Genomic DNA, 21,252 nt, shown 5'->3' with positions numbered 1-21,252 from the left:
AGCGCGCGGAGGCTCAATTACGGTTTGCCCGCCTTCGGAACAAGCAGCAACAGGTGGGGCGGAACGTGGCGCGGATGCGAAAGGCCGAGTTTGCGATCAGGGGAGCGGCGCTGGCCGCGGCAATCGGGCTGGCCGGCGGGCCGGCCGCGGCGCAGGACCCCGGCGAGGTGATCACCAAGCAGTACGACGACGGCGGCATCTACGAGGGCACCTTCAAGGACGGCAAGCAACACGGGCGCGGCACATACCGGCTGCCCAACGGGTATGAATACACCGGCGACTGGGTCGACGGCGAGATCCGCGGCCAGGGCGTTGCGCGCTTTCCCGACGGTTCGGTCTACGAGGGCCAGTTCGCGGCCGGCAAGCCCGAGGGCAAGGGCAAGATCACCTTCGCCGACGGCGGCACCTACGAGGGCGACTGGACCGACGGCAAGATCACCGGCGAGGGTGTCGCGGTCTATGCCAACGGGGTGCGCTACGAAGGCCAGTTCCGCAACGCGCTGCACCACGGCACGGGCATGATGACCAGCCCCAACGGCTACAGCTACCAGGGCGACTGGGTCGACGGGGTGAAAGAGGGCGAAGGCCGGATCACCTATCCTGACGGCACCATCTACGAGGGCGGCATGGTCGGCGGCCAGCGCGACGGCCAGGGCACGCTCATCATGCCCGACGGGCTGGTCTATGCCGGCGCCTGGAAGGATGGCCAGATCAACGGGCTGGGCAAGCTGACCCAGACCAATGGCGACGTCTACGAGGGGCTCTTCGTCAACGGCGAGCGCCAGGGCGAGGGCAAGGTCACCTATGCCAACGGCGACACCTACGAGGGCGCCTTCGAGGCCGACAAGCGCCACGGCCAGGGCACCTTCCGCGGCACCGACGGCTATGTCTACGAGGGTGCCTGGGTGGCCGGCCGGATCGAGGGCGAAGGCACCGTGACCTATCCCGACGGGTCGGTCTACGAGGGCCAGTTCCGCGACGACCTGGCCGACGGCCGGGGCACGATCACCTATCCCGACGGCACCACCTACGAAGGCGACTGGGTGGCCGGCGTGATCGAGGGCGAAGGCATCGCCCGGCACGCCAACGGCGATGTCTACGAGGGCGAATTCAAGGACGCCAAGCAGCACGGCCAGGGCACGCTGACCAAGCCCGACGGCTATCGCTATACCGGCCAGTGGCAGGACAACGCCCCCCATGGCGAGGGCGAGGCGCGCTATGCCGACGGCTCGACCTATACCGGCCAGTTCGTGAACGGCGTGCGCGAGGGCCAGGGCCGGTACGAAGCGCCCGACGGGTTCAGCTACCAGGGCGCCTGGTCCGAGGGCCAGCCCGACGGGCGGGGCGTGGCGACCTATGCCAACGGCGATGTCTACGAGGGCATGTTCGCCGAAGGCAAACGCCAGGGCGAGGGCGTGATGCGCTACGCCACCGGCGAAGAGGACCGGGGCGTCTGGCAAAGCGGCGTGCTGACCACCCAGGAATCCGCAGAAGGCGACGAAGCCGAGAGCGCGACCGAGTGAGGGCGGCGCGGTCGCGCGGACCGTTCCACCCGGCCGGCCCGTAGCTGCGTTCGGGCGTTCACCCATGCGCGGAGCCGGGCCAACGCCGGCCCTTGGGATGGCGCCACGGCACGCCCGAGCGGCGCGCTTTATGGCGGCAAAGCCCCTCTAAGATCCGAACGTCGCACTGGCGTTACCAGAGCGCCAGCCCGCCGGAACGGGCCGGCGCCCTCGCGCGGCCCTTGAGGGCCGGGCCGCAATGCCGCTTTCGCGTACGGCGTCAACGATCATCCGATTGCGGGGCCGGAAACATGCCACAACTCCACGGGGTCCGGCGGGGAGTTCTGACCTCCGTAAGTCGTTGAAAGCACGCTCCAATTGTCAGAGGGCGCAAACGACCGTTTCTGCCTCGACAGAACACGTTGCTCATTACAGGCAGCAAGTCGACACGACTGCTTTTCCACCTTTGGAATAGAAACCGTGAAGCTCCGACAAAAGGTCCACCGCCACTCCGCCCGCCGGGCGCCCCATGGGCGCAGCGGCGGCGTCAGATCACGCCTTCAGCTTGGTGATCTTCAGCGTCTTCATGACGAATTTCTCGTAAAACGGCTCTGAGATACCGCTGCGCACCTTGCGCATGAAATACCACTCGAAGGCCAGCTTGGCCCAGTGCACCCAGCGCCCCTTGGACGCCCAGTTGACGTTGCGCGGCGGGTTCTGCGGCATCGCCAGAAACGCCGCGCCGCGGTCGCCGAAATCGGCCAGGCAGAGCGCGTTCCAGGTGGGTTCCTCGTAGGGTTCGCCGCCGGCGATGATCCGCGGCAGGTTGTGCGCCGTGGCCGTCACCATGCTCTCGATCATGAAGCCGGTCTTGGGCACGCCCGTGGGCACCGGGGTCGCCACCGGGGGCGCGATGGCGATGCACACGCCGATGGCGAAGATGTTGGGGTATTTCGGGTTGCGCTGGAATTCGTCGGTCAGGATGAAACCGCGCGGGTTCACCAGCCCCTCGATGCCCCTCACCGCCGGGATGCCGCGGAACGCGGGCAGCATCATCGCGTATTTGAACGGGATCTCGTGCGTCTTCTTCTCGCTGCCGTCCTCGTTCACCTCGGTGACATGGACGGCGTTCTCGTCGAACCGGTTCACCTTGGCGTTGGTGACCCAGTTGATGTCACGGTCGCGCATGATCGATTCCAGCAGGCCCTTGGTGTCGCCCACCCCGCCGAGGCCCAGATGCCCGATATAGGGCTCCGAGGTCACGAAGGTCATCGGCACCTTGTGGCGGATCTTGCGCTTGCGCAGGTCGGTGTCGATGGTCATCGCGTATTCGTAGGCCGGCCCGAAGCACGAGGCGCCCTGCACCGCGCCCACGACGATGGGGCCGGGGTTGGCGCAGAACGCCTCCCACTTGTCGCCCGACATCTCGGCGTGCTCGATCTGGCAGACCGAGGCGGTGTGCGCCTCGGGGCCGAATCCCTCGATCTCGTCAAAGGCAAGCTCGGGGCCGGTGGCGATGACGAGGTAATCGTAGGACACCTCCCTGCCGCTGGCCAGAATCACCTTGTTCTCCTCGGGCAGCAGTTTTTCGGCGCCGTCGCAGATAAAGCCGATGTCGCGCCGGGCCATGACGGGGGCAAGCTCGACCGTGATGTCGCTCTTCTTGCGCCAGCCGACACCGGCCCAGGGATTCGAGGGGGTGAACTGGAAATAGGGCTTGTTCGAGATCACGGTGATCCGGTCTCCGGCGCCCAGCGTTTCCTTCAACTCGTAGGCCTGAAGCGTGCCGCCCAGCCCCGCGCCCAGTACAACGACATGTGCCATGGATGTCTCCTCCGCAATCCTCGGCCCGTACCATGTCGGCCCTTTTCGGGCTCTCGGCGGGCACGCCGGCAATATATTCAATTTCCAGAATGGACCCTCGGCGCGCAAACACCAAGAAGTATTTTCACCCGGCCCGGTTTCAAGGGTTTCAGACGATTTTGCCCGCTGACAGCCGGTCGAGAACCGCCTCGGCCTCGCGCAGCACCGTGGCGCGGCGCTCGGCGTCCATCCGGTCCCAGGTGCGATAGATCTGCGCCATGCGCGGATTGCCCGAGAACCGCTCGCGGTGGCGGTCGAGGAAGGACCAGTAAAGCAGGTTGAACGGGCAGGCCCCCGGCCCGGTCTTGCGGCTGACCGTGTAGGCGCAGCCCCGGCAATAGTCCGACATGCGAGAGATATAGGCCCCCGACGACACGTAGGGCTTTGACGCGACGATGCCGCCATCGGCGAACTGGCTCATCCCCACCGTGTTGGGCGCCTCGACCCATTCGTAGGCGTCGGCATAGACCGCGAGGTACCATTCGTGCAGCGCGGTCGGATTGACGCCGGCCAGCAGGCCGAAATTGCCCGTCACCATCAGCCGCTGGATGTGATGGGCGTAGGCCTCATCCCGGGTCTGGGCGACCACGCGCGAGAGGCAGTTCATCTTCGTCTCCGCCCCCCAATAGAGGGCGGGCAGGCCGCGCTGGTGGTTCAGCGCATTGCGCCTCGGGTAGCCGGGCCCCTCGCGGAAATAGATGCCCCGCACGAATTCGCGCCAGCCGAGGATCTGGCGGATGAACCCCTCCACCGCGTTAAGCGGCGCGCGGCCCGCGCGATATTCCGCCTCGGCGCGCGCGCAGACGTCGCGCGCGTCCAGGAGCCCGACGTTGAGGTAGGGCGAGATCACCGCGTGATAGAGAAACCGATCGCCTGCAAGCATCGCGTCCTGGTAATCGCCGAACGCGGGCAGACCGTGTTTCAGGAAATGGGCAAACGCCGCCTCGGCCTGGGCGGCATCGGTGGCAAACCAGAACGGCCTGAGCGCGCCGAAATGCTCGGCAAAGCGGTCTTTCACGAGGTCCAGCACCTCCGCGACCGTCTCATCCGGCTCGAAATGCGGCGGGCCCTTGCGGAACAGGTCGTCCGCGGCGGGCTTGCGGTTCTCGTGGTCGTAGTTCCACTTGCCGCCCGCAGGCTTGTCCCCCTCCATCAAAAGCCCCGTTTCGCGCCGCATCTCGCGGTAGAAATATTCCATCCGCAGGCTCTTGCGCCCCTCGGCCCAATGGTCGAACCGGTCGCGGGAACAGAAAAACCGCGTGTCGGGGCAAAGCGTCACGTCGAGCGGCATCTCCTCCAGCGCCGCGATCAGCCGCCATTCGCCGGGCTCGGTGGCGATGACCTCGCGCGCGCCCTCCGCCGCGGCGCGGCGCTGCAATTCGCCGGTTATCGACTGGGCGTTGTCCCCGTCATCGAGCCGGGCATAGGCCACGCGCCAGCCATCGGCCTCCAGCAGGGCCGCGAACTTGCGCATCGCTGCAAAGACAAAGGCGATCTTCTTGGGGTGGTGGCGGACATAGGACGCCTCGTCCGTCACCTCGGCCATCACCACCAGGTCGCGCCCCTTGTCGGCCGCCTTGAGCGCCGAGAGATCGCGCGACAGCTGATCGCCCAGCACCAGGACCAGACGGCTCACCAGGGCACCGCCTGTCCGGCCCAGTCGAAAAAGCGCCCCGACTCTTCCGGCCCCAGCCCGTCGATCACCCCCAGCAGGTTCTCGGCGGCCACCTCGGGCGGCACCGTCTTGTGCCGCCCCGCGTAGGCCGCGGTAAAGGGCGTGGCCACCGTGCCCGGATGCAGCGCCACGCAGACGCAGTGACGGTGGCTGCGCCCAAGCTCGATCGCCGCCGTGTGCAGCCCCTGGTTCAGCGCCGCCTTGGCCATGCGGTAGGCATACCACCCCCCCAGCCCGTTATCGCCGATCGAGCCCACGCGCGCCGAGAGAACGGCGACAACCGCCCGCCTGTCGCGCGGGATCAGCCGCGCGGCATGTTTCAGCACCAGCAAGGGCCCCATCGCGTTGACCGCGAACTGCGCCGCCAGCGCCTCGGGCGTGACCTCCTTCAGCGCCTTCTCGGGCGGATGGCCCGCACCCTCCAGCGCCCCGGTCGCCACCACCACCAGGTCGAACGGCCCCTCCAGGGCCCCAAGCGCGCGCACCACGCTGGCCTCGTCGGTGACGTCCAGCCCGTCGCGCCGGCGCGACAGGCCGACCACGGCCCCCTGCCCCAGCCGCGCGCGCAAGGCGGCGGCCAGCGCCGCGCCGATCCCGCCGCTTTCTCCGATCACCAGCGCCCGTTCCATCGCCACCCCCTGGCTCGCGCAGTTAGGGCCCCGCGCCCACGCGCCCAGTTCTTCTGGCCGAAAATATCCCCGCCGGAGGCAAGAAAACTCCGTCTCGACGCCCGCCAGGGGCGCGAGCGAATGGGCGGCAAAACGCGCTTTCCCTTTGCGCGCACTGCCCTTATAGTGCCGGCTCATGGACCGCCACGGACATATCGCACCCTTGCCCGCGCCCCGCGGCGCGCGCGCCGTCGGCCTTCTGCTTCTTCTTAGCCGCCTCTGAGCGTGCCGTCCCGGCGCGACCGCTCAGAGGAATGTGCCCGCGCCCCTTCGCACCCAGGCTAAGACCCAGACAAAGAGACATCCCATGACCGACACATCCGAACAGGACCGCGTCCTGATCTTCGACACCACCTTGCGCGACGGCGAACAAAGCCCCGGCGCCACGATGACCCATGACGAAAAGCTGGAAATCGCCGCCATGCTCGACGAGATGGGCGTCGATATCATCGAGGCGGGGTTTCCAATCGCCTCGGAGGGCGATTTCGAGGCGGTACGCGACATCGCCAGGCAATCGCGCAATTCCGTGATCTGCGGGCTTTCGCGCGCGAACCCCAAGGATATCGACCGCGCGTGGGAGGCGGTAAAGCACAGCGCCCGCCCCCGCATCCACACCTTCATCGGCACCTCGCCCTTGCACCGGGACATCACCAAGCTGACCCAGGACGAGATGGCCGAGCGTATCCACGAGACCGTGACCCACGCCCGCAACCTCTGCGACAACGTGCAGTGGTCGCCGATGGACGCCACCCGGACCGAGCACGATTATCTCTGCCGGGTGGTCGAGATCGCGATCAAGGCCGGCGCCACCACGATCAACATCCCCGACACGGTGGGCTATACCGCGCCCCGCGAAAGCGCCGACCTGATCCGGATGCTGATCGAGAAGGTTCCCGGCGCCGACGAGATCGTGTTCGCCACCCATTGCCACAACGACCTCGGCATGGCGACCGCCAACGCGCTGGCCGCGGTCGAGGCGGGCGCGCGGCAGATCGAATGCACGATCAACGGGCTGGGCGAGCGTGCCGGCAACACCGCGCTGGAAGAGGTGGTAATGGCGCTCAAGGTGCGCCACGACATCATGCCCTACGACACCGGCATCGACACCACCAAGATCATGGGGCTGTCGCGCAAGGTCGCGGCGGTGTCGGGGTTCCCGGTGCAGTACAACAAGGCCATCGTCGGCAAGAACGCCTTCGCCCACGAATCCGGCATTCACCAGGACGGCGTTCTGAAAAACGCCGAGACCTTCGAGATCATGAAGCCGGAGGATATCGGGCTCTCGGCCACCAACCTGGTGATGGGCAAGCATTCGGGCCGCGCCGCGCTGCGCGCCAAGATGAAAGAGCTGGGCCACGACCTGGCCGACAACCAGCTCAACGACGTCTTCGTCCGGTTCAAGGCGCTGGCCGACCGCAAGAAGGAGGTCTACGACGACGACCTGCTCGCGCTGATGCGCGACAGCGCCGCCGACGAGGGCCACGGCCGGCTGCAGGTGAAATTCCTGCGGGTGATCTGCGGCACCGAGGCGCCGCAATCGGCCGACCTGACCCTGACCATCGACGGGGTCGACCACCAGGTCACCGCCACCGGGGACGGGCCGGTCGATGCCACCTTCAACGCGGTCAAGGCGCTGTTCCCGCATGGCGCGCATCTTAAACTCTACCAGGTGCACGCGGTCACCGGCGGCACCGACGCGCAGGCCACCGTCAGCGTGCGGATGGAGGAAGACGGCAAGATCGCCACCGGCCAGTCCTCGGACACCGACACGGTAGTGGCCTCGGCCAAGGCCTATGTGAACGCGCTGAACCGCCTGCTGGTGCGGCGCGAGAAGGGCAAGCCGGCAGAGGACCGCGCCGCGGTCTGAGCACCGCTCAGCATTTCGGCCAGGGCCGGGCGCAACGCGCCCGGCTTTTTACGTTTCAGGGGTGAATGTTCGAAAAGTATAATTCCTGGAAGTTATCTTGAGTAATGATGATCGCTTTTGCAGGATTATTACAAGAAGCGGAGACTCGCCAACCGCCTGATATTGTGCCCTTTACCGCGCCCCCGCCCAGCGCCTATAACCATCAGCGGCCTGATCGCCCCGAGTCGGGGTCCGGGCCCTGTGGCAATTTTGCAAGGCATCTCGATATGGCAGGATTTGGCGGTCTGTTCTCGTCCGACATGGCGATCGACCTCGGCACGGCGAACACGCTGGTCTACGTCAAGGGGCGCGGGATCATTCTCAACGAGCCCTCGGTGGTCGCCTTCCACGTCAAGGACGGGCGCAAGCAGGTGCTCGCGGTGGGCGAGGACGCCAAGCTGATGATCGGCCGGACGCCCGGCTCGATCGAGGCGATCCGGCCGATGCGCGAAGGCGTGATCGCCGATTTCGACGTCGCCGAAGAGATGATCAAGTACTTCATCCGCAAGGTCCACAAGCGCACCACCTTCACCAAGCCCAAGATCATCGTCTGCGTGCCCCACGGTGCCACCCCGGTCGAAAAACGCGCGATCCGCCAGTCGGTGCTGTCGGCCGGTGCCCGGCGCGCCGGGCTGATCGCCGAACCCATCGCCGCGGCGATCGGTGCAGGCATGCCGATCACCGACCCCACCGGCAGCATGGTCGTCGATATCGGCGGCGGCACCACCGAGGTGGCGGTCCTCAGCCTCGGCGACATCGTCTACGCGCGCTCGGTGCGCGTCGGCGGCGACCGGATGGACGAGGCGATCATCAACCACCTGCGCCGCCAGCAGAACCTTCTGATCGGCGATTCCACCGCCGAGCGGATCAAGACCTCGATCGGCACCGCGCGGATGCCCGATGACGGGCGCGGCGCCTCGATGCAGATCCGCGGCCGCGACCTCTTGAACGGCGTGCCGAAGGAGATCGAGATCAACCAGGCCCAGGTGGCCGAGGCGCTGGCCGAACCGGTGCAGCAGATCTGCGAGGCGGTGATGACCGCGCTCGAGGCCACGCCGCCCGACCTCGCCGCCGACATCGTGGACCGTGGCGTCATGCTGACGGGCGGCGGCGCGCTGCTGGGCGAGCTGGACCTCGCGCTGCGCGAACAGACCGGGCTGGCCATCTCGGTGGCCGACGAGTCGCTGAATTGTGTAGCGCTCGGCACCGGCAAGGCGCTGGAATATGAAAAACAGCTTCGGCATGTGATAGATTACGAAAGCTGAGGCTAGGCGGCCCTGCGCCTGAGGAAAGGCAGACGTGGCCACGGACAGAAACGCATCGCTCGACTACACCCGCCCGATCCGGCGTATCGTGATCGGCACGCTCGTTTTGTGCCTGATGGCGTTGTTCCTGCTCTGGCGGATCGACAGCCCGCGGGTCGAGCGGATGCGCGCGGCGCTGGTCGACCGGGTGGTGCCCAGCTTCGACTGGGCGCTGGTGCCGGTGACCAAGGTCGTTGGCATGGTCGAGGGCTTCCAGTCCTACGCGCGGATCTACGAGCAAAACCAGGAGCTGCGCCGCGAGCTGCGCCAGATGAAGGCGTGGAAAGAGGCCGCGCTTCAGCTGGAACAGGAAAACGCCAAGCTGCTGGACCTCAACAAGGTGCGCCTCGACCCGCAGCTGACCTATGTCACTGGCGTGGTGATGGCCGATAGCGGCTCGCCCTTCCGGCAGTCGGTGCTGCTGAACGTCGGCGCGCGGGACGGCATCGTCGATGGCTGGGCCACGACCGACGGTCTGGGGCTGGTGGGCCGCATATCGGGGGTGGGCGCGCGCACGTCGCGGGTGATCCTGCTGACCGATTCCAACTCGCGCATCCCGGTGACGATTCAGCCTTCGGGCCAGCGCGCGGTTCTGACCGGCGACAACTCCCCGGTTCCGCCCATCGAATTCGTCGAGACGCCCGAACTGGTGCGCCCGGGCGACCGGGTGGTTTCGTCCGGCGACGGCGGCGTGTTTCCGGCCGGATTGCTGGTGGGCCAGGTCGCGCTGGGCTCCGACCGCAGGCTCAGGGTGCGGCTGGCCGCCGATTACGAACGGCTGGAGTTCCTGCGCGTGCTGCGCAGCCATTCCAACGAGGTGATCGAGGACCCCGGCGCGCTGATCGCGCCCGCCCCGATCGGCCCGCCGGACCCGGCCATGGTGCAGGGGGCCGGCAATGGTTGACCCGCTGACGACGCGGCGCTGGCTTTATCGCGCCCTGTTCGCCGCGCTGGCCACGCTCTTGCTGTTCCTGCGGCTGCTGCCGCTCGACACGATGCCGCGCACCATCCCCGGCCCCGATCTGTTGATGTGCCTGATCTTCGCCTGGGTCCAGCGCCGGCCCGACTACATCCCATGCTGGCTGCTGGTCGGCGCGGTGCTGGTCTTCGACATGATGCTGATGCGCCCGCCGGGCGTGTGGACCGCGCTGGTGCTGCTGGGGGCCGAATTCCTGCGCTCGCGCCAGCAGGTCTCGGCCGAGATGCCGTTCGGGGTTGAATGGCTGATGGTCGGCGCGGTCACGGTCGTTGCGACGCTGGCCTACGGGACGATCCTGGCCATCGCCGTGGTCGACCATGCGAGCCTGGCCAAGTTGCTGGTGCAGGCCGTCACCACGCTTGCCGCCTATCCGCTGGTGGTGTTCCTGTCGGCCTTCGTACTGGGCGTGCGGCAGGCCAGCCTGGGCGAGATCACGCGGAGGGCCCCGGCGCGATGAGACGCACGCCCAAGGACACCGAGGAAAGCGCCCGCCGCATCTCGCGCCGCGGCGTCATTCTGGGCGGCACGCAGCTGGCCGTCATGGGCATACTGGCCTTCAGGATGCGTTTCATGCAGGTCGAACGCGCCGACCAGTTCCGCCTCCTGGCCGAGGAAAACCGGATCAACATCCGCCTGATCCCGCCGGCCCGCGGCCTGATCTTCGACCGTTACGGCGTGCCGCTGGCCGGCAACGAACAGAATTACCGCATCGTCGTGGTACGCGAGGATACCGGCGATGTGGACGAGGCGCTGGCCAAGCTCGCCCGCATCGTGCCGCTCGAGCCCGACGAGATCGAGCGCGCGCGCAAGGAAATCGCCCGGCGCAGCCCCTTCGTGCCGGTGACCGTGGTCGACCGGCTGAGCTGGGACGACGTGGCCCAGGTGGCCGTCAACGCCCCTGCCCTGCCCGGCGTGACGCCCGAGGTGGGGCTGTCGCGCGTCTACCCGCTGGGCTCTGATTTCGCCCATATCGTGGGCTATGTCGGCCCGGTCAGCGACTACGACCTGTCCAAGCTCGAAGACCCCGATCCGCTGTTGCAGATCCCGCGCTTCCAGATCGGCAAGACCGGCGTCGAGGCCAAGATGGAGGGCGACCTGCGCGGCAAGGCGGGCACCAAGCGCATCGAGGTCAACGCGGTGGGCCGGGTCATCCGCGAACTCGACCGGATCGACGGCCAGCCCGGATCGGACCTGCAACTGACCGTCGACGCGGGGCTGCAAAACTTCATGGAGGCGCGGATGGCGGGCGAAAGCGCCGCGGCGGTGGTGGTCGACACCATCGACGGCGACGTTCTCGGCATCGCCTCGGCCCCCAGTTTCGACCCCAACAAGTTCGTCCGCGGCATCTCGTTGGCCGATTACCGGGCGCTGACCGAAAACCCGTACCGGCCGCTGGCCAACAAGACCGTGCAGGGCGCCTACCCGCCGGGCTCGACCTTCAAGATGGTCACGGCGCTTGCCGCGCTGGAGGCCGGGGTGCTCAGCCCCGAGGAAACCGTCTGGTGCCCCGGCTTCAAGGAGGTCGGCGGGCGGCGCTTTCACTGCTGGAGGCGCGGCGGGCACGGCCATGTCAACCTGCACGAAAGCCTCCAGCAATCCTGCGACGTGTTCTATTATGATGTCGCCGAACGGGTGGGCATCGAAAAGATCACCGAGGTCGCCAACCGGCTGGGGCTGGGCATTCGCCACGATCTGCCGCTATCGGCGGTCAGCCAGGGGCTGACCCCCAACAAGGCCTGGAAGCGCGCCTACCGCGATGCCGAATGGGTGGTGGGCGACACGCTGAACGCGGCCATCGGACAGGGCTTCGTGCTGGCCTCGCCGCTGCAACTGGCGGTGATGACGGCGCGCATCGCCTCGGGGCGCAGCGTCACGCCGCGCCTGGTGAAATCCATCGACGGCATCGAACAGCCGTCGGGCGCGGGCGATCCGCTGGGCTTGAGCCCGGTGCACCTCGCGCGCATCCGGCGCGGCATGGACGCGGTCAGCAACAGCCGGCGCGGCACCGCCTACCGCTCGCGCGTGGTCGACCCCGGCCTTGCGATGGCCGGCAAGACCGGCACCAGCCAGGTACGCAGCATCACCGCCGCCGAACGCGCCGCGGGCGTGTTCCGCAACGAGGACCTGCCCTGGGAACGGCGCGACCACGCGCTTTTCGTCTGCTTCGCGCCCGTCGAAGCACCGCGCATCGCCGTGTCGGTGGTGGTCGAGCATGGCGGCGGCGGTTCGACGGCGGCCGCGCCCATCGCCCGCGACATCGCGCTGCGCGCGCTCCATGGCGATCTGCCGCCGCTCTCGGCCTATCCCGAGCGCCAGCGCTGGGAAGTGGAAGAGCGTTTCGACAAGCTGCCCCTGCGCCCCTCGGAGCCGCCGAAAAACACCGGGCGAAGCCGCGCATGAGCTATCTCGAATATACCGTCAAAACCGTCCCCACCGGCCTTCGCAAGGTGTTTTACCTCAACTGGGCGCTGGTGCTGTTGCTGACCGCCGTGGCCGGCGTGGGGTTTTTGATGCTCTACTCGGTCGCCGGCGGGTCGCTGACGCCCTGGGCCGAGCCGCAGATGAAACGCTTCGGGCTGGGCCTGGCCGTAATGTTCTTGGTCGCCTTCGTGCCGATCTGGTTCTGGCGCAACATGGCGGCGCTGGCCTACGGGCTGTCGGTGCTGCTGCTGGTGCTGGTCGAACTGATGGGCGCGGTCGGCATGGGCGCGCAACGCTGGATCGACCTCGGCTTCATCCGCCTGCAACCGTCGGAGTTGATGAAGATCACCCTGGTGATGATGCTGGCCGCCTATTACGACTGGCTCGATATCAAGAAGGTCTCGCGCCCGCTCTACGTGATCGTGCCGGTGGCGATCATCCTGCTGCCCACGGTGCTGGTGCTGAAGCAGCCCGACCTCGGCACCGCCCTTTTGCTGTTGATGGGCGGCGGCATCATGATTTTCCTGGCCGGCGTTCACTGGCTTTATTTCGGCGCATTGGCGGCGGTTGGGGGTGGGCTGGTGACCGCCGTCTTCACCTCGCGCGGCACCACCTGGCAGCTGTTGAAGGACTACCAGTATCGCCGCATCGACACCTTTCTCGACCCCGCCTCAGACCCGCTGGGGGCGGGCTATCACATCACCCAGTCGAAAATCGCGCTTGGCTCGGGCGGCTGGGCCGGCCGGGGCTTCATGCAGGGCACGCAGAGCCGGCTGAACTTCCTGCCCGAGAAACACACCGATTTCATCTTCACCACCCTGGCCGAGGAATTCGGCTTTCTCGGCTCGATATCGCTGCTGACGCTTTACGCGCTGATCGTCCTGTTCTGCATCGTCTCGGCGGTGAACAACAGCGACCGGTTTTCGTCGCTGCTGACACTTGGCATCGCGGCCACGTTCTTCCTGTTCTTCGCGCTCAACATGTCGATGGTGATGGGGCTGGCGCCGGTCGTCGGCGTGCCGCTGCCGCTGGTCTCTTACGGCGGCTCGGCGATGCTGGTGCTGATGGCGGCCTTCGGACTGGTGCAGAGCGCGCATATCCACCGTGCGAGGTCGAGATGAGCCTGACCGTGCTTTTTTCCGCCCCCGAGGCGTACTGGGAAAGATATCGGGAGACCCTGCCGCGGGCCTTTGCCGAGGCCGGGCTCGACGTGACGCTGACGCGCGCGGCGGCGCCCGAGACCGTCGACTTCATCGTCTTCGCGCCGAAAGGGCCGGTCTCGGATTTCGGGCCATATTCGAACTGCCGGGCGGTGCTCAGCCTCTGGGCGGGCGTGGAAACCATCGTCGGAAACGCGACGCTGACCCAGCCGCTCTGCCGGATGGTCGATTCGGGGCTGGAAGAGGGCATGGTCGAATGGGTGACGGGCCATGTGCTGCGCCACCATCTCGGGATCGACCGTCAGATCCTCAGCCAGGACGGGGTGTGGGCCCCGGTCGTGCCGCCGCTGGCGCGCGACCGCCGCGTCGCGATCCTCGGGCTCGGCGCGCTGGGGCGCGCCTGCGCCGAGGCGCTGGCCGCGCTGCGCTTTGACGTTATGGGCTGGAGCCGCACGCCGCGCGACGTGCCCGGCGTGGCCTGCCAGCATGGCGCGGCAGGGCTGCGCGCCGTGCTGGAGGCCGCCGAGATCGTCGTGCTGCTCTTGCCGCTCACGCCCGAGACCGACACCCTGATAAATGCCGAACGGCTGGACTGGCTGCCCGACGGCGCGGTGCTGATCAACCCCGGCCGCGGCGCGCTGATCGACGACGACGCGGTGCTGGCGGCCCTCGATGCGGGCCGGCTGGGCCATGCCACGCTCGACGTGTTCCGCACCGAGCCCCTGCCGCCCGAGCACCCTTTCTGGGCGCATCCCAAGGTGACGGTCACGCCCCATATCGCGTCCGAAACCCGCCCCGAGAGCGCCGCAAGGGTGATCGCCGAGAATATCCGCCGCTCGGTGGCGGGCGCGCCGCTGCTCTTTCTGGTGGACCGCGACCAGGGGTATTGAGCGCAAGGCCGCCCCCCGGCGCAGCGGGTTTTGCAAAACCGCCGCGGTTGGCCCGGCATCGGTAACGGCTGCGGTTGTTTGCACCTCGGCCCTGGCGGGCAACGCGGCGCGCCATGGGGACATGCCGGAGCAGGGCCGTGCGCTACCGCAGGCGCGGCGGGGCGTCGGGGTCGCGGTCCACAACCAACGCCTCGGGGCGCTCCGGTTCCGGCAGGTCGAAGCGCAGGCCGACCCGGCCCAGCGGCCCGGCCAGCGGGTCGTCGGGGCCGATGAAGGCCACGTCGAGCGCGCCGGTCTCGGCGCCGCTGAAGCCAAGCGCCTCGCCCACCGCCCGCGACAACACCGCCTCGGCCCCCGGCGCGGCGTCGACAAAGGCCAGCATATGCCCCGCCCGGCCGCCGGGATAGATCACGCCGGCCAGCCAGGCGTGGCGCGCCAGCCCCCCGGCCCGCGCCAGCCGCGCGTCGAGCGCGCGCAGCACCTGCTCGGGCACGTCGCTGGGCGGGCGCAGTTCCTCGGGGCGGGCCTCGACCGCCTCGGGCCGCGCGGCCAGCAGGCCGGCCAGCCAGTCGACCGCCCCCGACGGCAGCAGGATCGCGGCGTCCTGCCCGAGGTTGACGCCCAGCCCCAGCCCCTGCCCGGCCAGCATCGCCGCCAGATCGCGCCCCGGCAGCGCGGCGTAGGGCGCCGGCGCGCCGGTGAAGGCCGAAAGACGCTCTTCGGCGTCGAAGACCAGCACCACCGGCCCATCCTCCAACGCAAAGACCTGCGGCGCGATCTCGTCGCCCGCGGGCTCGGCCTCCAACAGCAGGAACAGCTCTGCCTCGGCCAGCCGCGCGTAAAAGGCCAGCCGTGCCGCGCCGTCCTCGGGCGCGGCGGCCATCGCACGGTGGGCCGCGTCCAGCACTGTCTCGTCGTTCATTCCAGGACCTCCCGCACCCGCGCCCTCAGCGCCGGCAGTACCTCTTGCTCGAACCAGGGGTGGCGCTTCAGCCACGCGGTGTTGCGCCACGACGGGTGCGGCAGCGGAAAGACCCGCGGCGCATGGGCGCGCCAGGCCGCCACCGTCTGCGTCACCCCGCCCCGTGCATCCGGGCCGAGATGCCATTTCTGGGCGTATCCGCCGATCAGCAGCGTCAGCGGCAGCTCGCCCAGATCGGCCATCACCCGGTCGTGCCATGTCTCGGCGCAGACCCGTGGCGGCGGCAGGTCGGACCCCTTGGCATCGTAGCCCGGAAAACAAAACGCCATGGGCAGCACCGCCACCCGCGAAAGGTCGTAGAACACCTCCGGCGCGATGCCCATCCAGCCCCGCAGCCGGTCGCCCGACGGGTCGAGAAAGGGTTTGCCCGCCTGGTGCACCCGCATCCCCGGCGCCTGCCCGGCCACCAGGACACGCGCGCCGGGCGCGAACCATGGCACCGGGCGGGGCGCGTGGGCAGTCGCCGTGCCGGCAAAGCGCGCGGCACAGAGCCGGCAGGCGGCGATCTCGGCGCTGAGGCCGGTCCGGGGCAACGGCGGGGTCATGCCCATCCTCTAGCGGCAGCCCGTCGCGGGTGCAAATTGCCACTTGCGAATCCTCTATATTTCGAGAACAATGAAAATATGAAGCATGACACGCCCTCCGGCCTCGCCCTTGCCCGCTATGCCTCGGCCTTCGCCGCGCTCGGTTCGGAGCAACGGCTGAGCGTGCTGCGCACCCTGGTGCGGGCCGGCCCCGGGGGCATCCCCATCGGGGTGCTTGGCGAACGCTCGGGCATCACCGGCTCGACCCTGACGCATCACATGAAGGCGCTGGCCCAGGCCGGGCTGGTGACCCAGGTGAAACAGGGCCGGTCGATCATCTGCGCCGCCGCGGCCTACCCGGAAATGAAGGCGCTCTCGGATTTCCTGCTGTCGGAATGCTGCGCCGACGCCTCTTCGCCCCACCAGGAGCACAGCCATGACTGACACCTCCCTGCCCACCCCGCGCCCGCTTGCCCTTTGGCGCTGGATCGACAAGGCGGTGCTGGCGATGATCGCGATCCCGCTGGTGCTGGCCGTGGCCGACCCGGCGCAGGTGGGCCCGACCATCGGCTTTGCCGCCGGCGCGCTGGCGCATACCGCGCCCTTCATCGTCTTCGCGGTGCTGGCCGTCGGGTATCTCAAGGCCACGGGCAGCGAGGCTCTGCTGGCCCGCGCCTTCGAGGGGCGCACGGCGCGGATGATCGTGCTGGCCGCGCTGCTAGGCGGGCTTTCGCCATTCTGCTCTTGCGAGGTGATCCCCTTCATCGCGGCGCTTCTGGCCGTGGGCGCGCCGCTGGCGGCGGTCATGGCCTTCTGGCTGTCCTCGCCGCTGATGGACCCGGCGATGTTCCTGATCACCGCGGGCACGCTGGGCGCACCGTTTGCCGTGGCCAAAACCGGGGCGGCGATCTCTATCGGGCTGCTGGGCGGCTTTGCCACCCACGCGCTGTCGCAAAGCGCGCTTTTCTCCGATCCGCTGCGGCCCAGGGGCGGCGGCTGTTCGTCCTCGGGCTGCGGCTGCGGCGACAAGCCGGCCTTTTCCGGCCGCCCGGCCTGGCAATTCTGGCACGAGGCCGAGCGCCGCCAGACGTTCCGCACGGCGGTGGTCGAAAATGCGCTCTTCCTCGGCAAATGGCTGGCGCTGGCCTACATGATCGAGGCGCTGATGCTGCACTACGTCCCGGCCGAGGCGGTGGCCTCGATCCTCGGCGGCGAGGGGCTGCGGCCCGTCCTGCTGGGCGCCGTGATCGGCGGGCCGGCCTATCTGAACGGCTATGCCGCGGTGCCGCTGGTCGACAGCCTGCTGCAACAGGGGATGAGCCCGGGCGCGGCGATGTCCTTCGTCATCGCGGGCGGCGTCAGCTGCATCCCGGCGGCCGTCGCCGTCTGGGCGCTGGTCAAGCCGCGGGTCTTTGCCGCCTATATCGGCTACGCGGTCGTCGGCTCGGTGCTGGCGGGGCTGGCCTGGGGCGCCTTCGCATGAGGCACCCGGCGCAGTTGCCCCATGCGGGCCGATCGACTATCCAACCGGGAAAAATGATGCCGGTTGGGGATGGTCGGGCATGTATCGGGTCTGGAATTTCGTTACCAATTACTCGCTGCTCCTGATCGGCGGGGCGGTGACGGCCCTGGTCTGGGTCAACATCCACCCCAATTCGTACCACGACGTTGTCGAGTTCGTGCTGCTCGACAATGCCATTATCGGCCACGCCCACGAGGTGAACGGCCAGATCTACCGCACCCTGACGCTCCACTACCTCGTCAATGACGTGCTGATGGCATTTTTCTTCGCCGTCGCCGCAAAGGAGGTGTGGGAGGCGGTGATCCTGCGAAACGGCGCGCTGCGCGGCAAGAAGGCCGCCACGCCGCTGATCGCCACGCTGGGCGGCATGGCCGGCCCGGTCGTCGTCTATCTGGGGCTCGCCGCGATCCTGGGCTCGGACACCTACGACGCCGTGGCCAAGGGCTGGGCGGTCCCCACGGCGACCGACATCGCCTTTTCCTATATCGTGGGGCGCATCGTGTTCGGCGCCGGGCACCCGGCGGTGCGGTTCCTGCTGTTGCTGGCCATCGCCGACGACGCGGCGGGCCTCTTCATCCTGGCGGTCTTTTACCCCTCGGGCGCGCTGGCACCGGTATGGCTGCTGCTGTCGGCGGGCGCCTCGGCGGCGGTGTTCGTCCTGTTCAACTGGCTGCCCCGGATACTGGACAGGGGCGACCAGGCGCGCCCGAATTCGAGCTGGGTACGCAAATACCTGTCCTTCTGGCCCTATCTCGCCGCCGGCGCGGCCAGTTGGTACGGCTTTCAGGAAAGCGGGCTGCACCCGGCGCTGGGCCTTTTGCCCGTGGTGCCGGCGATCCCCCATGCCGACCGGGCGTTCGGCATCTTCGCCGAGGCCGAGCAATACCTCACCGACCTTTTGAACCATATCCAGCGTTTGCTGAAACACCCGGTCGAGGTGATCCTGTTCTTCTTCGGCCTGCTCAACGCGGGGGTCGAGTTTTCGTCGATCGGCACGCCCACCTGGCTGGTTCTGGCGGGCCTGCTGATCGGCAAGCCCGCGGGCGTTCTGCTGTTCGGCTGGGTGGCGGCACGCCCGCTGCGGCTGGGCCTGCCCGTGGGAATGCGCATGGCCGATCTCTTCGTGGTGGGCTGCGTCGCCGCGATCGGCTTTACCGTGTCGATCTTCATCGCATCGGTCGCCTTCGACGGCAGCGCCACGATCGAGGGCATCCGGATACAGGATGCAGCCAAGATGGGCGCGCTCTTCAGCTTTGGCGCGGCGCTGATCGCCATCGCCGCCGGCCGGGCGGTCGGGGTGCGAAAACAGCGCGCCTGACCGGCCAATCGGCGGGCACCGGCGGGTGCAGCCTCGCCTCACTTCTTCGACAGCGCCATGTAATGGCCCGATTGTTGCCGGGAACGTTGTCAATCAGCCGTAGACGGCGACATAATATAGTCCCAATGGATGAATAGCCTGCCGACAATCGAAAAGTCCGCCCGACATCCCGGACGGGCGCGACCTGCGGCAGTATCGGGACCAGTGAATGCTCGAGTTCAGCGAAGTCAGTAAGTCCTTCTGGACCGGCAAGCAGCGCAAGATCATCCTCGACAGGGTGTCCTTTCGCGTCGAGCTCGGTCATTCGCTTGGCATTCTGGCGCCCAACGGCACCGGCAAGACGACGCTGATCAACATGATGGCGGGGCTGGAAAAACCCGACGAGGGCGAGATCACCCGCACCTGCCGCATCTCGTTCCCGCTGGGCTTCATGGGGGGCGTGGTCAACCGCCACACCGGCACCGAAAACGCCCGCTACATCGCGCGCCTCTACGGGCTCGACCCCGATTACGTCGAAGCGTTCGCGCGCTGGCTGTGCGGGATCGAGGAGTATTTCGACATGCCGGTCGGGACCTATTCGACAGGCATGCGCGCGCGCTTTACCTTTGCGCTGATGCTGGCGCTCGATTTCGACATCTACCTGATCGACGAGGGGATGCCGGCCACCACCGACGTGGAATTCAACCGCAAGGCCGGCGCGATCCTGCGCGAGCGGCTGGAGACGACCACGGTGGTGGTCGTTTCGCACCAGGCGGCCACGCTGGAAAAATTCTGTCGCTCGGCCGCAGTGCTGCGCGATGGACAGATTTTCATGTTCGACACTTTGGAAGAGGCGAAGCGGCTCTATGACTACCAAGCCTAAGGCCAAGAAATTCCGCATCCGCCGCAGCGCCGCGTTGAGCCAGGGCCGGTCGCGCGCCGCGCTGCCGCCCAAGGTCGAGGCGCCCCGGATCGCCGCGGCCGCGCCGGCCAACGCGGCTGCCGCACCCGAACCCGCCGCACCCCAAACCGCCGCGCGCGGCACCGCTGGGCCCGGCACCGCTGCGCCCGAGCCCACCGCGCCCGGCACCGCCGCAACCGCGGTCGCGCAGCAAACCGACCTGCGCACCGACGAGGCGATCGACGCGATCCGCAAGGAGGGGCTGACAGGCCGCCAGTTGCGCATGGCCCGCCGCATCGCGCACAAGCACGGGCTTGCCCCCACCTCGGACTACGACGCGGTGCGCCTCTTGCGCCGCCAGGGGGTGGACCCGTTCCAGCATTCGCAGATGCTCGAACTCGTCGTCGGCGAGGGCCCGCAGGACCGGCCGCAACAGCCGCAACTGCCCCGCACCCTGCCCGCGACGCGCCCCGTCAACCTGCCCTCGACCGAGGTGCAGGGCGAAGCCACCCGCCTAACCGAGATCCGCCGCATCCAGAAAGACCTCGCCCGCCGCCGGCGCCGCGCCATGGCGATGCTGACGCTGCGCCTGTTCGCCTTCGTGGCGCTGCCCACGATCCTGGCGGGTTACTACTATTTCTCCATGGCCACGCCGATGTACGCCACCAAGTCGGAATTCGTCATCCAGCAGGCCGACGCCCCCTCGGCCGGCGGCCTCGGCGGCATGTTCGCCGGCACCGGGCTGGCCGTGCAGCAGGACTCGATCGCGGTGCAAAGCTATCTGCAATCGCGCGACGCGATGCAGAGGCTCAACGCCGATCTCGGTTTCAAGGGCCATTTCACGCAGGAATTCATCGACCCGATCCAACGCCTGCCCGCCGACGCCAGCAGCGAAACCGCCTACAAGGTGTACCAGCGCAACGTGAAGATCGGCTACGATCCGACTGAGGGCATTCTGAAAATGGAGGTTGTGGCCGCCGACCCCGAGACCAGCCAGGCGTTTTCCAATGCGCTGATCTCTTACGCCGAGCAGCGGGTCGACGGGTTGACCCAGCGCCTGCGCGAAGACCAGATGGCCGGGGCGCGCGAGAGCTTCCGCGAGTCCGAACAAAAGGTCGAAGACGCGCAGCGGCGCGTGCTCGACCTTCAGGAAAGGCTCGGCGTGCTGGACCCCGCCACGGAAACCAGCGCGCTGATGGGCCAGATTTCCACCTTCGAAACCCAGCTGCGCGAAAAGCGGCTGCAACTCCAGCAGTTGCTCGACAACACGCGGCCCAACCAGGCCCGCGTGGCCGGTGTGCAGGGCGATATCCGCCGGCTTGAGGCGCTGGTATCCGAGCTGCGCTCCTCGATGACCGAAAGCGGCACGGGCGGCGAGTCGCTGGCGCGCGTCTCGGCCGAACTCAGGATCGCCGAGGCCGATCTTGCCAATCGGCAGCTCTTGCTGCAACAGGCGCTGCAACAGCTCGAAACCGCGCGGATCGAGGCCAACCGCCAGGTGCGCTACCTCTCGCTCGGCGTCACGCCGGTGGCCCCGGACGATCCCACCTATCCGCGCGCGTTCGAGAATACGGCACTGGCCTTCCTGATCTTCGGCGGGATATACCTGATGGTGTCGCTGACTGCCTCCATCCTGCGCGAACAGGTCTCTGCCTGAC

18 protein-coding genes are annotated in these 21,252 nt (G+C 68.0%); 13 read left to right on the top strand and 5 right to left on the bottom strand.

Annotation, left to right across the window (positions count from 1 at the left end; all coding sequences use genetic code 11):
• Positions 1–74 precede the first annotated feature (74 nt).
• A complete protein-coding gene (locus tag Ga0609869_RS11000; RefSeq protein WP_125407174.1) occupies positions 75–1,523 on the top strand; it encodes an MORN repeat-containing protein in 1,449 nt (482 codons plus the stop codon).
• Between the two features lie 531 nt (positions 1,524–2,054).
• Here Ga0609869_RS11000 and Ga0609869_RS10995 read toward each other — a convergent pair.
• The 3 genes from Ga0609869_RS10995 to Ga0609869_RS10985 all read right to left on the bottom strand — a co-directional run bounded on the left by Ga0609869_RS10995 (position 2,055) and on the right by Ga0609869_RS10985 (position 5,669).
• The gene (locus tag Ga0609869_RS10995; RefSeq protein ID WP_125407171.1) at positions 2,055–3,326 is read right to left on the bottom strand and encodes an NAD(P)/FAD-dependent oxidoreductase; all 1,272 of its coding nucleotides are present in this window, start codon (positions 3,324–3,326) and stop codon (positions 2,055–2,057) included.
• A 148-nt stretch (positions 3,327–3,474) separates the two neighbouring features.
• Positions 3,475–5,001 carry a cryptochrome/photolyase family protein gene (locus tag Ga0609869_RS10990; RefSeq protein ID WP_211336831.1) on the bottom strand — a complete coding sequence of 509 codons (1,527 nt, stop codon included), beginning with the start codon at positions 4,999–5,001 and terminating at the stop codon, positions 3,475–3,477.
• Entirely contained in the window at positions 4,998–5,669 is a 672-nt protein-coding gene (locus Ga0609869_RS10985) for an SDR family oxidoreductase (RefSeq protein WP_125407168.1), read from the bottom strand. The genes Ga0609869_RS10990 and Ga0609869_RS10985 overlap by 4 nt, the downstream gene beginning before the upstream one ends.
• 346 nt (positions 5,670–6,015) lie before the next feature.
• On the opposite strand from Ga0609869_RS10985, the gene Ga0609869_RS10980 reads away from it, so the two are divergent.
• From Ga0609869_RS10980 to Ga0609869_RS10950, 7 genes are all read left to right on the top strand, one after another.
• The gene (locus Ga0609869_RS10980; protein WP_125407165.1) at positions 6,016–7,575 is read left to right on the top strand and encodes a 2-isopropylmalate synthase; all 1,560 of its coding nucleotides are present in this window, start codon (positions 6,016–6,018) and stop codon (positions 7,573–7,575) included.
• Positions 7,576–7,841: 266 nt separating this feature from the next.
• Positions 7,842–8,879 carry a rod shape-determining protein gene (locus Ga0609869_RS10975; RefSeq protein ID WP_125407162.1) on the top strand — a complete coding sequence of 346 codons (1,038 nt, stop codon included), beginning with the start codon at positions 7,842–7,844 and terminating at the stop codon, positions 8,877–8,879.
• Positions 8,880–8,913: 34 nt separating this feature from the next.
• Complete coding sequence (mreC, locus tag Ga0609869_RS10970) at positions 8,914–9,822, top strand: rod shape-determining protein MreC (RefSeq protein ID WP_125407159.1); 909 nt, start codon at positions 8,914–8,916, stop codon at positions 9,820–9,822.
• Entirely contained in the window at positions 9,815–10,354 is a 540-nt protein-coding gene (locus Ga0609869_RS10965) for a rod shape-determining protein MreD (protein WP_125407156.1), read from the top strand. The genes mreC and Ga0609869_RS10965 overlap by 8 nt, the downstream gene beginning before the upstream one ends.
• Positions 10,351–12,297 (top strand): penicillin-binding protein 2, encoded by a 1,947-nt coding sequence (gene mrdA / locus Ga0609869_RS10960; protein WP_125407154.1) that lies wholly within the window; start codon positions 10,351–10,353, stop codon positions 12,295–12,297. Before Ga0609869_RS10965 ends, mrdA begins: the two co-directional genes overlap by 4 nt.
• Complete coding sequence (rodA, locus tag Ga0609869_RS10955; protein WP_125407152.1) at positions 12,294–13,439, top strand: rod shape-determining protein RodA; 1,146 nt, start codon at positions 12,294–12,296, stop codon at positions 13,437–13,439. Before mrdA ends, rodA begins: the two co-directional genes overlap by 4 nt.
• Complete coding sequence (locus Ga0609869_RS10950; protein ID WP_125407150.1) at positions 13,436–14,368, top strand: 2-hydroxyacid dehydrogenase; 933 nt, start codon at positions 13,436–13,438, stop codon at positions 14,366–14,368. The genes rodA and Ga0609869_RS10950 overlap by 4 nt, the downstream gene beginning before the upstream one ends.
• 142 nt (positions 14,369–14,510) lie before the next feature.
• On the opposite strand, the gene Ga0609869_RS10945 is transcribed toward Ga0609869_RS10950, so the two are convergent.
• Together Ga0609869_RS10945 and Ga0609869_RS10940 are read right to left on the bottom strand one after the other, a co-directional pair.
• Positions 14,511–15,290, bottom strand: a complete 780-nt coding sequence (locus Ga0609869_RS10945; RefSeq protein ID WP_125407146.1) for an SseB family protein — start codon at positions 15,288–15,290, stop codon at positions 14,511–14,513.
• Positions 15,287–15,895: a uracil-DNA glycosylase family protein gene (locus tag Ga0609869_RS10940; protein ID WP_125407143.1), complete on the bottom strand. Its 609-nt coding sequence runs from the start codon at positions 15,893–15,895 to the stop codon at positions 15,287–15,289. Before Ga0609869_RS10940 ends, Ga0609869_RS10945 begins: the two co-directional genes overlap by 4 nt.
• Before the next feature lie 78 nt (positions 15,896–15,973).
• Between Ga0609869_RS10940 and Ga0609869_RS10935 the strand changes: the two genes are divergently transcribed.
• From Ga0609869_RS10935 to Ga0609869_RS10915, 5 genes are all read left to right on the top strand, one after another.
• The gene (locus Ga0609869_RS10935) at positions 15,974–16,318 is read left to right on the top strand and encodes an ArsR/SmtB family transcription factor (protein WP_125407140.1); all 345 of its coding nucleotides are present in this window, start codon (positions 15,974–15,976) and stop codon (positions 16,316–16,318) included.
• The gene (locus tag Ga0609869_RS10930) at positions 16,311–17,357 is read left to right on the top strand and encodes a permease (RefSeq protein ID WP_125407138.1); all 1,047 of its coding nucleotides are present in this window, start codon (positions 16,311–16,313) and stop codon (positions 17,355–17,357) included. Before Ga0609869_RS10935 ends, Ga0609869_RS10930 begins: the two co-directional genes overlap by 8 nt.
• 79 nt (positions 17,358–17,436) lie before the next feature.
• Positions 17,437–18,714 carry a Na+/H+ antiporter NhaA gene (locus Ga0609869_RS10925; RefSeq protein ID WP_125407135.1) on the top strand — a complete coding sequence of 426 codons (1,278 nt, stop codon included), beginning with the start codon at positions 17,437–17,439 and terminating at the stop codon, positions 18,712–18,714.
• 208 nt (positions 18,715–18,922) lie between these two features.
• Positions 18,923–19,576 (top strand): ABC transporter ATP-binding protein, encoded by a 654-nt coding sequence (locus Ga0609869_RS10920; RefSeq protein WP_125407133.1) that lies wholly within the window; start codon positions 18,923–18,925, stop codon positions 19,574–19,576.
• On the top strand, positions 19,560–21,251 hold the full coding sequence (locus Ga0609869_RS10915; protein WP_125407130.1) for a KpsE/RkpR family capsule polysaccharide export protein: 1,692 nt from the start codon (positions 19,560–19,562) through the stop codon (positions 21,249–21,251). Before Ga0609869_RS10920 ends, Ga0609869_RS10915 begins: the two co-directional genes overlap by 17 nt.
• The last annotated feature ends 1 nt before the right edge of the window (position 21,252 follow it).

The sequence above is a fragment of the Rhodovulum iodosum genome, from assembly GCF_041020385.1.
GTDB lineage: Bacteria > Pseudomonadota > Alphaproteobacteria > Rhodobacterales > Rhodobacteraceae > Rhodovulum > Rhodovulum iodosum.
The sequence above is the reverse complement of the archived record's forward strand: the minus strand, read 5'-3'. Positions and strand labels throughout refer to the sequence as shown.